This is a genomic window from Flavobacterium lindanitolerans, from assembly GCF_002846575.1.
Taxonomy (GTDB): domain Bacteria; phylum Bacteroidota; class Bacteroidia; order Flavobacteriales; family Flavobacteriaceae; genus Flavobacterium; species Flavobacterium lindanitolerans.
Window position 1 is genome coordinate 67,988 of record NZ_PJND01000008.1, and the last position, 14,989, is coordinate 82,976.

The window sequence follows — 14,989 nt, forward strand, 5'->3', positions numbered from 1 at the left end:
TTATAATTTAGGAACGCGGATGACGCTGATTTCGCTGATTTCCATCCGTCTATTAAAAACCTGAGACATCTTGATAATTTGTGACGTATACATTTGATTCCGTATAATTTAGGAATGCGGATGACGCTGATTTCACGGATTTCCATCCATCTCTTAAAAAATCTGTATTAATCTATGCAATAAGGTCAAAGATGGCATTACCTTTTTTAAGGAATATTTGTAACAATCTTTCATTTCCACGACTACTATTTTGAGTAAATTAGCGACTTTAATTTTAACAACATGAAAAAAATATCTTTTTTATCGGCTTTCCTTCTGGCTGGGATTGTCGCTTATGCCCAAAAGAACCTTACTATTGAAGAGGCTACTTTTGGACAATATCGAAACTTTGCCGTTGAAAACCTGGTTGCTCCAAAATGGAGAAAAGACACCAAAGCCATAACCTATCTGGACAATTCTTATTCAAAGCTGGTTTCAAAAAGCGAAGAAGGCAATTGGACAGAAACAATTCTTTTGACAAAAGCCGACCTTCAGACAGCCTTGAAAAACAAATTTTCTACTGATGAATTTCAATTGAGAATGTTCCCGTATTCTTATACGTGGATTGACAAAAGCACATTGGAATTTGAAGTAGACGGAAAGAACTCCAAATATCTTATCCAATTTGATGTTGATAAAAAAGAAGTCAGAAATGGCATTGCTTTTTCTTCTGATGGAAGAAACCAGATTATTTCGTCAGATGGAAAATATGCAGCCTGGCTTGACAATAACAACATTAAGATTACTACCAATTCAGGGCAGACAACTAACGTTACTTCTGATGAAAATGCTGGAATAGTAAACGGAAGCGATTATACACACAGACAGGAATTTGGAATCAACCGCGGAATGTGGTGGAGTCCAAAAAATGACAAGCTGGCTTATTACCGAAAAGATGAAACAATGGTTGCCGATTATCCGCTTACTGATTTTAGTGCGCGAATTGCGGCCAATAAAAATATCAAATACCCAATGGCGGGTATGAAAAGTGAGGAAGTAACTCTTGTGGTTTATGATGTAAATGCTAAGAAATCGGTAACATTGCAAACCGGAGAACCTAAAGAACAGTTCCTGACCTGTATTACCTGGGACCCAAGCGGGAAATTCGTTTATATTGGCGTATTAAACAGAGAGCAGAACCATTTGAAATTAAACAAATATGATGCTTCAACGGGAACTTTAGTAAAAACGTTATTTGAAGAAAAAGCTTCTACTTATGTTGAGCCGTTACACGACCTGACTTTCCTTCCAAATTCTGCAACAGAATTTTTATACCGAAGTGAAAAGGACGGTTTTGAGCAATTGTATCTTTACAATACAGACGGCAAACTGGTTCGAAAACTGGGCTATAATGATGTTGTGGTTACCAGCCTATTGGATTTTGATAAAGAAGGAAAGAACGTATTCTACATCGGAACATCAAACAACGGTCTGGACAGACAGTTTTTTAAAGTGGATTTGAAATCAGGTAAAACAACACAATTGACAACTACATCCGGAATGCATGCCGGTAGCATTAGCAGTGACGGAACCTTATTGCTCGACCAATTTACCAATGTGACTACTCCTAATGAAGTGGCCATTGTAAATTTAAAAACAAACAAATCAACCAATCTGATTAAAGCAACCAATCCTTACCTGGGAAAAACAAATCTTCCAAAAATGGAATTGGTAAAAATAACTGCTGCCGATGGTAAAACACCATTGAATGGGCGTTTGATTTATCCTGCTAATTTTGATGCTACTAAAAAATATCCTGTAATGGTATATGTTTATGGCGGACCTCATGCACAGTTGGTACAAAACGAATGGCTTGGTGGAGCGGGTCTGTTTGATTTCTTTATGGCACAAAATGAATTTGTAGTCTTTACGGTCGATAACAGAGGAAGTGATGCCAGAGGAAGAGATTTTGAGCATGTTATTCACAGAAATCTGGGACAAAACGAAATGGCAGACCAGATGAAAGGAATCGAATTCCTGAAATCAAAAAGTTTTGTTGACCAGGACAGAATCGGGGTTTACGGATGGAGCTTTGGAGGTTTTATGACTACTTCTCTCCTTTTGAACCATAATGACGTTTTCAAAGTAGGCGTTGCCGGAGGTCCTGTTTGCGACTGGAAATACTATGAAGTAATGTATGGTGAAAGATATATGGATATGCCGCAGGAAAACCCTGAAGGTTATGAAAAAGCAAGCGTTATCAACAAAGCCAAACAATTGAAAGGACATCTGTTAATGATTCACGGAGCACAAGACCCGGTTGTTGTACAGCAAAACAGCATGGAATTTATCCAGGCCTGCATCAAAGAAGGAAAACAGATTGATTATTTCTTATACCCTACACACGAACACAATGTTAGCGGTAGAGACAGAATCCACTTGAATCAAAAGATTGCAGATTATTTCTTCCTGTATTTGAAAAAATAATTTCCACTAATAGAAAAGAAAGCCGGCTTAATCAGCCGGCTTTCTTTTTATCTTTAATTCTCCTTTATAAAATTCAGTTTGCTGTGTTTTCTGCTATAGCCAAAGTAAATTGCCAATCCAACTAACAGCCAGATAAAGAAGTAAATCCAGTTCCAGACACTTAATTCTGCCATCATATACAAACAGCAAATTAATCCCAATAATGGTATGAGTGATAGATTTTGGCGGAATGCCCACACAGCCAGTCCTACCAAAACGGTAAGGAAAATCCACATTGGTATTTTGTGCTTGAATAAGGCAAAACCTGTTTCATATTTCAAAGATTTATCTATGGGAAGCGATTCTACAACGGCAATGTATTCTGTTTCATTTTCCTGAAAATCGCTTAGTATCTGCTCTAAATCCGTAGTCTTATTAAATACCCTTTCTTTATGATTTTCAACCAGGAATTTATATACTTCTTCCGTTTCAGCTTTATTAAGAGAAGTAACGATGGAAGCCGGACTGTTAATCTGCGGTACATTCGTTATAAAATCCATCGTGTTCTTTTTGTTGTAGGTAAACGAATAAACAATACCTGCAAGCAGTAAAACAGGAACGATGTATTTGGAATTGATATAAGGCGTTTTGAACTTTCCTCGCGGAATATTTGGTTTGTTCTGCAATACAAGTACACCCGTACAAACAAGTACAAAAGCAAATAATGTTCCTATACTGCACAAATCAGTAACCATGGTCAGATTTAGGAAAAGAGCCGGAATAGCAACCACGAAACCGGTTACAATGGTTGCAAAGGATGGCGTCTTGAATTTAGGATGCACTCTTGAAAATTTCTGTGGCAACAAACCATCGCGGCTCATGCTCATCCAGATTCTTGGCTGTCCCATCTGAAATACCAACAATACGCTGGCCATAGCTACAACGGCACTTACCGCTATAATTCCTGACATCCACTTCAAATCCAGCTTTTCAAACACAAAAGCCAAAGGATCACCTACATTCAGGGAATTGTATTTTACCATACCAGTTAATACCAGCGCAATAGCAATATACAGAATTGTACATATAATAATAGCCCACATCATTCCTCGCGGAAGATCACGCTGCGGATTCTTACATTCTTCAGCCGTAGTAGAAATAGCGTCAAAACCAATATAGGCAAAAAACACAGCAGAAACTCCTTTTAGCACGCCATTCACCCCATTTGGTGCAAACGGATTCCAATTTTCCGTATCTACATAAAAAACACCTACAGCAATTACCAAAAGTATGACACATAGCTTGACAACAACCATCAGGTTACTGGCATTTCTGGATTCTTTCATTCCTCTGTATACCAAAGCAGTTATCAAAACGATGATGAATAAGGCAGGAATATCTGTTACCAGATGAAAAGAACCTATTACAGGCGAAGTTGCCCAGGCTGTATAAGCATCCTGTAATCCTGCGTCCAGATTGGCGAATGATTTTCCGCCCTGCATTAAGGCAGTTGCTTCTGCATAGCCGTTAGAAGCTGTGAGATAATCCATCTGTATCCATTGCGGCAGATGGAGCCCGCCGCTTTCGAGCAGTCCGGTGAAATAATCACTCCACGATATGGCTACGGTAATATTCCCGATGGCATATTCCATAATCAGTGCCCAACCAATAATCCAGGCTATCAATTCCCCAAAAGCAACATAAGAATAAGTATAGGCGCTACCTGAAACAGGCACCATTGAAGCAAATTCAGCATAGGCAAAGGCTGCAAAACTACAGGCTAAGGCTGTAAACAAGAATAAAAAGATAACTGCCGGACCACCATCAGCACTGGCTTTTCCAATAGTACTGAAAATTCCGGCACCAACTATGGCTGCAATTCCAAAAGCCGTCAGGTCTCTGGCTGTCAGGTGTTTTCCTAATGAACTGTGTCCGTCTATTTCGTTTTTTTCAACCTGCTTTAAAATATCCTGTACTGTTTTCTTTCTGAATAAACTGGAAAAACTCATATATGGAAGTGCGTATTTAATTGATTTTGTGAAGAATCTATTTCTGTGGTTTAAAATTTAACCAAAAACAAATATATAAAACCAAACTTAATAATAGGATTTATGAAAAAGAAAAATGCCAAAACTGCGAATTCAATAAAAATAGAAATCAAAAATTAGAAGATTCTCAGCCTACCCAAAACAATAGCCTTAAACTATCGATAAATAAATATATATAATAATTTTCTATGTGTAAAAGTAAATCATAAGTGTAGTTTTGCATCAGATAAAAAAATAACTTTTAAACCAAATATATTATGTCATTAGTAGGAAAAAAATTCCCAAGCATTGCAGTAGATGCTATCTCAGAAATGGGTGATAATCTAAAAATCAACATTTTTGAAGAAGCAGTAAACAACAACAAAAAAGTATTATTGTTCTGGTATCCAAAAGATTTCACTTTTGTTTGCCCAACAGAACTACACGCCTTCCAGGCTGCATTGCCAGAATTTGAAAAAAGAAACACTATCGTAATCGGAGCTTCTTGCGACACTAACGAAGTACACTTTGCATGGTTGAATACACCAAAAAGCAACGGGGGAATCGAAGGTGTAACCTATCCTATCTTAGCGGATACTAACCGTAACCTTGCTAACATCCTTGGAATCTTAGACATAGAGTCTACTAGCTACAGCGAAGAAACAGATTCAGTAATCATCGAAGGTTCAAACGTAACTTACAGAGCTACTTATTTGATTGATGAGACAGGAAAAATCTTCCACGAAAGCGTAAACGATATGCCGTTGGGAAGAAACGTTGCTGAATACTTAAGACTAGTTGATGCTTATACTCACGTACAAACTAAAGGTGAAGTATGTCCTGCTAACTGGGAAGAAGGAAAAGAAGCGATGTTCGCTACAAGAGAAGGTGTTGCTTCTTACCTGAATAACTAATAACAATTTCAATTGCCGTCTTTATGACATTATTAAAGACGGCAATTTATAAACACAAAAAAAGATTGCTATGTTAATTGATTTAAACGAAGACACACTACAGAATTTAGTAAATTCTAATGAAAAAGTTGTCGTGCAATATTCTGCTTCCTGGTGTGGAAACTGCCGTATCATGAAGCCAAAATTCAAAAAACTGGCTTCAGAAAACGAAAATATCACTTTCGTTTTGGTAGATGCTGAAAATTCACCGGAATCCAGAAAATTAGCCAACGTTTCCAATCTGCCTACTTTTGCGACTTTCGTAAACGGACAGTTGGTAAACCAGACACAAACTAATAAAGCAGAAGTTTTATCAGAATTGGTAAATGAAATAGCTTAATTGAACCATTAAAAATTTAAGAAATCAAACATGAAATTACCCGTTATCAAACATCTGACTCAATTTATTGAAGAAAATGACCAGGATTATATAATTGAAACCATCGAAGTGCTTGAAGCTTTGACCGAAGTCCCGTCACTCAAGGATGAAGAACTGGATGTTATCGGGGAATTGATTTCTAATATGTACGGTGCTCTTGAAGTCAATAAGATGATTAAAGACGGTACAGATAAAAAGGAAGCGCTCAATAAGTTTATGCAGCGGGTTCTTGGCTCCATTGACAAATAAATCCTTTTTGCCTTATAAAATTTGCTCTCTTTACGGGGGCTTTTTTTTGTTTATTACTTCTGTATTTTCATAAAGTGCTACAATAGTTTTTAAAGTTTGAAATGTTCCTAAAAAACAATATGTTTGTAGGGTAAGCTTAGAAAGTTTCTTTTTTGTTATGACAGGTGAAATGTTTCCAATAAAAAGTTTTTCTATTCTACAGATACCGCATCTTGTAGAGTCCGGCTATTTGATGGCTGACAAGTCTCTAATCCGTAAATCCAAAATCATCTTCCCGAATTTATAAGCACCCGCGAGTGTGCTTAAAAACCTGAATCTATACCGCTAAATTTTTAGTGGGCATTGCTATGCCCGCCGCTTACTCGCAGGTATATTTTTCTATAGGTTTTAATTCCCCTGATACAAGAATTTTATTTCAAAACATTTAAAAGTTATTATCATGGCTAAAGGAAAAAATTTAAAAGCTCCGACTGTTGATTTAAAAGAAAAGAAACAAGAAAAAATAAAACAAAAATTAGAAGCTAAACAAAATCGTAAGCGCAAATAAATAATTCTGTCCAAAGCCCATTGCTGTTGCAATGGGCTTTTTATATTGACTCACTGCTACAAACCTGAATTGAAAGCAGCTCTATATCATCAATTCAAACATTTCAAATCACTTTTCTAGCCGTCACCAAATCCCCGCCGGTTCCATATACCATGAGAGTTTTTTAACATCACTCCTTTTAACAAATATATTTTTCATACTTTTGAACCTTATAAAATTTAAAAAAATGGCAGCAGTAACATTAGGAGGAAATCCAATAAAAATAAGCGGTGAGTTACCTAAAGTAGGTTCAAAAGCACCTGATTTCAAATTAGTAAATAAAGATTTAGGCGTTGTATCCCTATCTGATTTTGCAGGAAAAAAATTAGTGCTGAACATTTTCCCTAGTATCGATACAGCCACTTGTGCTACTTCTGTCAGAAGTTTTAATGCTAAGGCAAGCAGTTTGGAGAATACTACTGTACTTTGTATTTCAAGAGACCTTCCATTTGCTCAGAAACGATTCTGTGGTGCTGAAGGACTGGATAATGTAATCTGTCTTTCTGATTTCAGAGATGGAAGTTTTGGAAAAACCTACGGATTGGAAATTGCAGATAGCGCTTTGCAAGGCCTGCACTCCCGTGTGGTTATTGTTCTTGACGAAAACGGTACTGTGCTGCATACAGAACAGGTTTCTGAAATTGCCAACGAGCCGGATTATGAAAGTGCATTGGCCGTACTTTAAATTATAATACAAATATGAAGACAGACCATTCTTTTGTAACCGGGCGGCTAAAAAGTTTTAAATATGCCATTCGTGGTGCTTACAAACTAATTTCAACCGAACATAGCGTTATGGTCCAATTCTTTCTGGGAATTGCAATCACAATTGCCGGATTCTATTTTAATATTTCCAAAACGGAATGGCTATTCCAGACAATGGCAATTGGGCTGGTCTTAAGTATCGAAGGATTGAATACGGCTGTGGAAAAAATAGCCGATTTTATTCATCCCAATTTTCATGATAAAATTGGTTTTATAAAGGATGTTGCTGCCGGAGCCGTGTTTTTTGCTGCGGTAGCCGCCATCGCTGTCGGCCTCATTATATATATACCGAAATTTCAAAATTTGTAGAAAATTTATTTATTTTTACATCTAATCATCTCCTCTTTTAATGGCTAAAACGACAAAAAAAGAAACTCCCGGCAAAAAGGATTCTCAATCTTCTGAGAAGAAAACCTGGAAATTGACAAGACAACACAAAGTAATCTTCGGAGCTTTATTAGTCTTGTTTTCTGTTGCCCTTTTGCTGGCTTTTATATCCTTTTTCTTATACGGTCAATATGACCAGAGCGCTGTAGATGCATTGGCAGACCGTTCAGTAGAAGTTCAGAACTGGTTAGGGAAATTTGGTGCTTACCTTGCCAATTTATTCTTATACCAGGGATTTGGTGTAGCCTCATTTCTTTTGGTACGCTTATTCTTCATAACCGGAATGTACCTTATTCTGGATTTGCCGGTAAAAAAACTTAAAAACACCTGGTTTTGGGATTTGTTTGCCATTATCATCATTTCCATATTATTTGGATTCTTTGCCGATTTCCTACCTGAACTGGGAGGTGTTATTGGCTTTGAAATGAATCTTTTCATGCAGGATTATCTTGGAAAAGCAGGTACCCTACTCCTATTGGTTTTTGGATTGCTTGTTTACCTGATTTTCAAAATGAAAGTTTCGCCGGATGCTATCAAAAACTATTTCGAGGAAAAAAAGAGAAAAGCAGAAGAAAGAGCCGTGGCCGAATCTGTTGCAGCTCCTGTAGCCGTACAGGAACTGACAGACGAAATTTTGGAAGAGGATATTATCGAAGAAGAAGATATTATTGAAGAAGAGGATGAGGAAATTGAAGAACCTACCCTAAAACCGCTTTCCCAATTTGAAATCAATAAGGAAGCGTTAAAACCTACCATCAATAATCCTTCACATATTACTATCGAGCCAATCGTCAAACCTCCGGTAGCTCCGGTACATTCGCACGAACCGGAAATTATAGAAACAAACGACGACGCTTTCGTAATTGAAAAATTTGCCGATGAAGATACGGTTATAGAAAACCTGGCTTCAAAATTAGTTGCCGATTTTGGAGAATTCGACCCTACTTTAGACCTGTCGAATTACAAATTCCCAACACTGGACCTCCTGAAAGAATATTCAAATGGTGGAATTACAATCAATCAGGAAGAGCTTGAAGAAAACAAAAACAGGATTGTTGAAACCTTACGAAACTATAAAATAGAAATTGCCCAAATCAAAGCTACGGTTGGTCCTTCTGTAACATTATATGAAATTGTTCCGGAAGCCGGTATCCGAATTTCAAAAATCAAAAGCTTGGAAGACGATATTGCCTTATCATTATCTGCTTTGGGAATCCGTATCATTGCGCCAATTCCGGGAAAAGGAACTATTGGTATCGAAGTGCCTAATAAGAATCCGACTATGGTTTCTATGAAAAGCGTTATTGGGGCTGCAAAATTCCAGGAAGCTGAAATGGAACTTCCTATTGCACTTGGTAAAACAATTTCCAACGAAACATTTGTTGTCGATTTGGCAAAAATGCCTCACCTTTTAATGGCGGGTGCTACCGGACAAGGAAAATCTGTCGGTTTAAATGCCGTATTGACATCATTGCTTTACAAGAAACACCCGGCGGAAGTAAAATTTGTTTTGGTAGACCCTAAAAAAGTCGAGCTTACGCTATTCAATAAGATTGAACGCCATTACCTGGCCAAACTTCCTGATACGGAAGAAGCCATCATAACCGATAATGCCAAAGTAATCAATACGCTAAATTCTCTTTGCGTTGAAATGGATAACCGTTATTCTTTATTAAAAGACGCGATGGTGCGTAATATTAAAGAATACAACGAAAAGTTTAAGTTAAGAAAATTAAATCCTGAAAACGGACACCGGTTTTTGCCTTATATCGTTTTGGTCGTCGATGAATTTGCCGACCTTATTATGACAGCTGGCAAGGAAGTCGAAACTCCTATTGCAAGACTGGCACAGTTGGCAAGGGCCATCGGAATCCATTTGATTATTGCAACGCAACGACCATCGGTTAACGTTATTACTGGTATAATCAAAGCGAACTTCCCTGCAAGGATTGCTTTCCGTGTTACTTCAAAAATCGATTCCAGAACTATTCTGGACACTCAGGGTGCCGACCAGCTTATTGGACGTGGAGATTTACTATATACCAACGGAAACGATGTAATCCGTGTGCAGTGTGCTTTTGTAGACACTCCGGAAGTAGAAAAAATTACTGAATTTATAGGTGCACAAAAAGCCTATCCTAACGCATACCTGCTTCCCGAGTACATCGGAGAAGAAAATGGCATTAAACTTGATGTGGATATTAGCGAAAGAGATTCCATGTTCAGGGAAGCTGCCGAAATCATTGTTACAGCACAGCAAGGTTCAGCCTCCCTATTACAGCGCAAGCTGAAACTGGGTTATAACCGTGCCGGAAGATTAATTGATCAATTGGAAGCCGCCGGAATTGTTGGCCCTTTTGAAGGAAGTAAAGCCAGAACCGTTAATATTCCTGACTTGAATTCTCTTGACCAATTCTTTAACAATGAGCAAAATGATTTTTAAAATGAAAAGGTTATTACCCGTTATTGCATTATTTTTTATCTCCTTTACTATTCAGGCGCAGAACAGCCAAAAAGCCAGAAATCTGCTGGATGAAGTATCTGCCAAAGTAAAAAGCTATGATAATATTGCTATTGACTTTAAATATTCCCTTACCAATCCAAAAGAAAACCTAAATCAGGAAAGCAAAGGAAATGTTATCATGCAGGGCAATAAATATGTCCTGAACTTCATGGGAGTGACCAAAATCTATGACGGAAAAAAAATATATAATATTGTTCCCGAAGATGAAGAAATAAGCATTTCAAAATTTGACGAAAATGAAGAAGATGCCGTAACACCATCCAAAATGCTGACATTTTTCAATCACGGATTCAAATATTCCTGGGATATCCTGCAAAACGTTCGCGGTAGAAAAATCCAATATGTGAAGCTGGTTCCAACAAGTTCTAAAGACGAAAGAAAAGAAATCTATTTGGGTATTGATGTTCAGACTAAACACATCTACAATCTTATGGAAATAGGAAAGAACGGATCAAAAACTACAATCACTGTTAATTCTTTTAAAACCAATCAGCCATTATCAAAAAATCAATTTACCTTTGCGGAAAGTAAATACCCTAATTACTATATCAACAAACTAGATTGATACATCGGTGAAAATTCTTGACAGATACATTCTAACGACATTTCTGAAGACATTAGCTACGGTTTTTGTAATCCTCTTTTTCATTTTTATCTTGCAAACAGTCTGGCTTTTTATTGCTGAATTGGCAGGAAAAGATTTGGATATGCTTCTAATTGTAAAATTTCTTTTGTTCTATTCGCCAAAGATGATTCCTTTGGTATTGCCGCTTTCCATATTACTGGCCTCTATCATGACCTTCGGGAACCTGGCAGAGAACTATGAATTTGCGGCTATGAAATCTTCAGGAATTTCGCTTCAGAGAGCGATGAAAAGCCTGATGGTATTTATTGTCTTCTTAAGTATCGTAGCTTTCTTTTTTGCGAACAATGTCATTCCGGTAGCGGAATACAAATCCTTAAATCTTCGCAGGGATATCGTTCAAACCAAACCTGCTATGGCTATTGCAGAAGGACAATTTAGTGACGTTGGCGATTACAATATCAAAGTCAATAAAAAATCGGGAGATAAAGGCGAAAAGCTGAGCGGAGTGACTATCCACAAAAAAGCGGCCAATGGTATTGGAAACAATATTGTCATCAAGGCTAAAAATGGCCTATTGGTAAATCAGGAAGAATCTACTATGCTGCAAATGATTTTGTTTGACGGCAATTATTACGAAAATATTATTCCTAAGAAATACGAAGAGCGTAATAGAGTTCCTTTTGTGAAAGCTTCCTTTAAAAAGGACATTATCAATATTGATTTGTCCAAACTGAATACGGTGGAAGACGAATCGAATATTACGAATACCAACGCCATGCTTAATGTAAGTGAACTTAAATACACCTTAGATTCCCTTCATAAAAACTTCAATAAGGACTTGGTTTCTTTTGCAGAAAATATTTACCAGAGAAGCGGGGTCATTAATTACAAAGCTCCAAATGCAGCAGCTGCCAACAGCAAACCTAAAAAAGATACTAACATAACAGATCCTTTAAGCATTTTATCTACAGCCGACAAATCAAGAGCATTGGAAATTGCAATAAGTAATCTTGAAAGCGCCAAATTCTCTATTGAAGGCACAAAACAGGAAATGGAATTAAAACAAAAAAACATCAATAACCACTGGCTGGCTTTGTATGAAAAATTTGTCATTGCTTTTTCCTGTATATTAATGTTCTTTATCGGAGCTCCTCTTGGCGCAATTATCCGAAAAGGAGGATTGGGATTGCCAATCGTATTTGCCGTCCTCATTTTTATTACCTTCCATTTTATCAATACCTTTGGCCGAAAACTGGCTCAGGAAAACGGAATTCCACCATTTTTGGGTTCCTGGATGTCCTCATTTGTTTTGTCCCCTTTGGCCATCTTACTGACTTACAGGGCTACAAACGACATCGGATTGATTAATATGGATATTATCCTCTCTCCTATCCAGAAAGGATTCCAAAAATTATTCAGAATTAAAAACAACAACACACCTAAATAATGTCCGAGAATAAAATTACAAAGCTCAATACTATTGAAGAAGCGATTGAAGACATCCGTCAGGGAAAAATCATCATTGTAGTTGATGATGAAGATCGTGAAAATGAAGGCGATTTTATTGCCGCTGCAGAAAAAGTGACACCTGAAATGATTAATTTCATGGCAACGCATGGTCGTGGGCTGATTTGCGCCCCGCTAACCGAAGCCCGCTGCAAGGAATTAGACCTCAACCTGATGGTTACCAATAATACGGTATTACACGAAACCCAATTTACGGTTTCTGTTGACTTGATAGGACATGGTTGTACTACTGGAATTTCCGTACATGACCGTGCCAAAACCATACAGTTTTTGGTTGACGATAATACCAAGCCGGAAGATTTGGGACGTCCGGGACATATTTTCCCGTTAAGGGCAAAACAAGGCGGTGTTTTAAGAAGAACCGGACATACAGAAGCTGCTATCGACCTGGCACGTCTTGCCGGGCTAAAACCGGCCGGAATTCTTGTAGAAATCCTAAACGAAGATGGCTCTATGGCACGTTTGCCACAGCTGTTTGAAGTGGCTAAAAAATTCGACCTGAAAATCATTTCAATCGAAGATTTGGTAGCTTACAGAATGCAGCACGACAGTCTTATCCAAAAGAAAGAAGATTTCGAAATTGAAACCCGTTTTGGCACATTCAGACTTAGAGCTTATGTACAAACTACAAATAAGCAAGTCCATCTTGCCCTTACCAAAGGAAGCTGGAATATAGGAGAATCAATATTGACCCGTATTAATTCCACACAAGTCAATAATGACATCTTAGGTACGCTTACGAATGATCCTGACCAAAAACTGGAAAGAATGTTCCAACGTATCAATGAAGAAGGCAAAGGTGCCATTCTGTTCATCAATCAGGAAATCCAGCCTATTGAACTCCTGAATCGTATCACAGAACTAAAAGGATTACAGGAAAAAGGAGTTTTTAAGGCACCACAAGTAAAAATGGACAACAAAGATTTTGGTATTGGCGCACAAATATTGCATGATATCGACATCACCAACATCCGATTATTATCCAATTCTGAGCAGACGAAACGTGTCGGTATGATTGGATATGGCTTAGAAATCATGGAATACGTCGAATTCTAAAAAATAAATGAATTTTATTTTTGGTGTAAACACTAGAAAATGAAATAATTAAAAATGTTGCTGAAAAATGTTTTGAATTTTACCTTCAAAATGTTTTGAAACTCAAAAAAGGTTTCTATATTTGCACTCGCAATCAGGAAATGATAGCAACATACTGGAGAAATGGCAGAGTGGTCGATTGCGGCAGTCTTGAAAACTGTTGACTGTAACAGGTCCGGGGGTTCGAATCCCTCTTTCTCCGCAGAAGAATCGGAAGATATCTTTAAAAGCATTATAAAGCCTGCAAATCTTAAGATTTGCAGGCTTTTGCTTTTTACTCCTACACGCATTATTTTCAAAAGTGCTCTAAGTTTTAGTGGCAGATTCGTGGCAAAAATTTATTTAAAAAAACTGCCACGAATTACTACATAAACCACTATAAATCAATACGAAAATTCATTTATATCTTGTTTCTAGAATGTGATGCTACTATATTTATTGACTAATAATATTACTAAAAATTAAAGACACACAAAGTTGAATAATTTCCTTCGTATGTCTTTATTTAAATAATACTACAATGCTTATTGTCTTGCAAACTTTTCTAGCTCTGTATTGAATTTTTCTGTTTCTTCAACAAATAAGGCGTGCCCACTATTTTCAAATCTTATGATACGGGAATTTTTAATTCCTTTATTCAGCTCTTCCGCAAACCCGAATGGACATAATTTGTCTTGTAGCCCATGAAAAATCGCTACGGGAATATTAATTTTAGATAATTCAGGACGTAAGTCAATATTTGAAAGCGCTTTTATCGATTCGGTGATGGCATAAGGCGATGCTTGCAAATTGATACTTTCCAGCCATTTTTCTACATTTTTCGAGATATTGCCTTCTTTGGCAGGAAAGGCGCTTCCAAATCCAGCGATCAAATCTTCTCTGCCTGTCATGGTTTTTGCGATCAGTCCGTTTGCATCATCTTCAGATATGCCATAAGGAGATCCGTCTCTTTTCTTCCACGAAGGGGCTGCTGCTCCAAAAAGGGCTAGTTTGTTAACATGGGCTGCATCATATTTTGTAACATAATGAAGCACTACCGCACCACCCATGGAGAAACCACCCATTACAGCATTTTTAATTTTCAGTTTGTCTAAAACCACTTTAATATCATCCGAAAAAACATCAAAATCATATCGCCCATAAGGCTTGTCTGATTTTCCAAAACCTCTCAAGGTTATTCCGATTACCCTAAACCCCTTTCGGCTTAGATACTGGTATTGGTATTCATACATTTCGTCGCTTAGAGGCCAGCCATGAATTAAAACAACAGGCTGTCCTTCACCTAAATCGGTTACATGAAGTTTTACATTTTTCTCTACTTCAATATATTCTTCCCTACCAGCCGAAGCGGCGACTCTTTTTGTTTGTGAAAACGAAACATTGCTTATTAATAAGGTTGAAAACAATCCGACTGCTAAAATTAAATTTTTCATTTTTTGTTATTTTTAAATTGTTAGTATTATTCG

At 37.3% G+C, this 14,989-nt stretch carries 12 protein-coding genes and 1 tRNA gene; 11 read left to right on the plus strand and 2 right to left on the minus strand.

What is annotated here, in order from left to right; translation table 11 throughout:
- The first annotated feature begins 282 nt into the window (after positions 1-282).
- Positions 283-2,466 carry a S9 family peptidase gene (locus B0G92_RS10170; RefSeq protein ID WP_101472114.1) on the plus strand — a complete coding sequence of 728 codons (2,184 nt, stop codon included), beginning with the start codon at positions 283-285 and terminating at the stop codon, positions 2,464-2,466.
- 53 nt (positions 2,467-2,519) lie between these two features.
- On the opposite strand, the gene B0G92_RS10175 is transcribed toward B0G92_RS10170, so the two are convergent.
- On the minus strand, positions 2,520-4,454 hold the full coding sequence (locus tag B0G92_RS10175; RefSeq protein WP_101472115.1) for an amino acid permease: 1,935 nt from the start codon (positions 4,452-4,454) through the stop codon (positions 2,520-2,522).
- Between the two features lie 296 nt (positions 4,455-4,750).
- On the opposite strand from B0G92_RS10175, the gene B0G92_RS10180 reads away from it, so the two are divergent.
- The 10 genes from B0G92_RS10180 to B0G92_RS10225 all read left to right on the plus strand — a co-directional run bounded on the left by B0G92_RS10180 (position 4,751) and on the right by B0G92_RS10225 (position 13,725).
- Entirely contained in the window at positions 4,751-5,386 is a 636-nt protein-coding gene (locus B0G92_RS10180; protein ID WP_056066516.1) for a peroxiredoxin, read from the plus strand.
- Positions 5,387-5,456: 70 nt separating this feature from the next.
- Entirely contained in the window at positions 5,457-5,765 is a 309-nt protein-coding gene (locus B0G92_RS10185; RefSeq protein WP_056066513.1) for a thioredoxin family protein, read from the plus strand.
- 30 nt (positions 5,766-5,795) lie between these two features.
- The gene (locus tag B0G92_RS10190; RefSeq protein WP_056066510.1) at positions 5,796-6,053 is read left to right on the plus strand and encodes a DUF6952 family protein; all 258 of its coding nucleotides are present in this window, start codon (positions 5,796-5,798) and stop codon (positions 6,051-6,053) included.
- Positions 6,054-6,826: 773 nt separating this feature from the next.
- On the plus strand, positions 6,827-7,324 hold the full coding sequence (tpx, locus tag B0G92_RS10195) for a thiol peroxidase (RefSeq protein ID WP_101472116.1): 498 nt from the start codon (positions 6,827-6,829) through the stop codon (positions 7,322-7,324).
- A 14-nt stretch (positions 7,325-7,338) separates the two neighbouring features.
- A complete protein-coding gene (locus tag B0G92_RS10200; protein WP_056066505.1) occupies positions 7,339-7,713 on the plus strand; it encodes a diacylglycerol kinase family protein in 375 nt (124 codons plus the stop codon).
- Positions 7,714-7,753: 40 nt separating this feature from the next.
- The gene (locus B0G92_RS10205; RefSeq protein ID WP_056066500.1) at positions 7,754-10,234 is read left to right on the plus strand and encodes a DNA translocase FtsK; all 2,481 of its coding nucleotides are present in this window, start codon (positions 7,754-7,756) and stop codon (positions 10,232-10,234) included.
- Between the two features lies 1 nt (position 10,235).
- Positions 10,236-10,880 carry an outer membrane lipoprotein periplasmic chaperone LolA1 gene (gene lolA1, locus B0G92_RS10210; protein WP_245867790.1) on the plus strand — a complete coding sequence of 215 codons (645 nt, stop codon included), beginning with the start codon at positions 10,236-10,238 and terminating at the stop codon, positions 10,878-10,880.
- A 7-nt stretch (positions 10,881-10,887) separates the two neighbouring features.
- Positions 10,888-12,348 (plus strand): LptF/LptG family permease, encoded by a 1,461-nt coding sequence (locus tag B0G92_RS10215; protein ID WP_101472118.1) that lies wholly within the window; start codon positions 10,888-10,890, stop codon positions 12,346-12,348.
- Positions 12,348-13,484, plus strand: coding sequence for a 3,4-dihydroxy-2-butanone-4-phosphate synthase (gene ribB / locus B0G92_RS10220; protein WP_056066492.1), 1,137 nt, complete (start codon positions 12,348-12,350; stop codon positions 13,482-13,484). Before B0G92_RS10215 ends, ribB begins: the two co-directional genes overlap by 1 nt.
- A gap of 156 nt (positions 13,485-13,640) precedes the next feature.
- A tRNA-Ser gene (locus B0G92_RS10225) sits at positions 13,641-13,725 on the plus strand.
- Between the two features lie 322 nt (positions 13,726-14,047).
- Here B0G92_RS10225 and B0G92_RS10230 read toward each other — a convergent pair.
- On the minus strand, positions 14,048-14,956 hold the full coding sequence (locus B0G92_RS10230; RefSeq protein WP_101472119.1) for an alpha/beta fold hydrolase: 909 nt from the start codon (positions 14,954-14,956) through the stop codon (positions 14,048-14,050).
- Positions 14,957-14,989 lie beyond the last annotated feature (33 nt).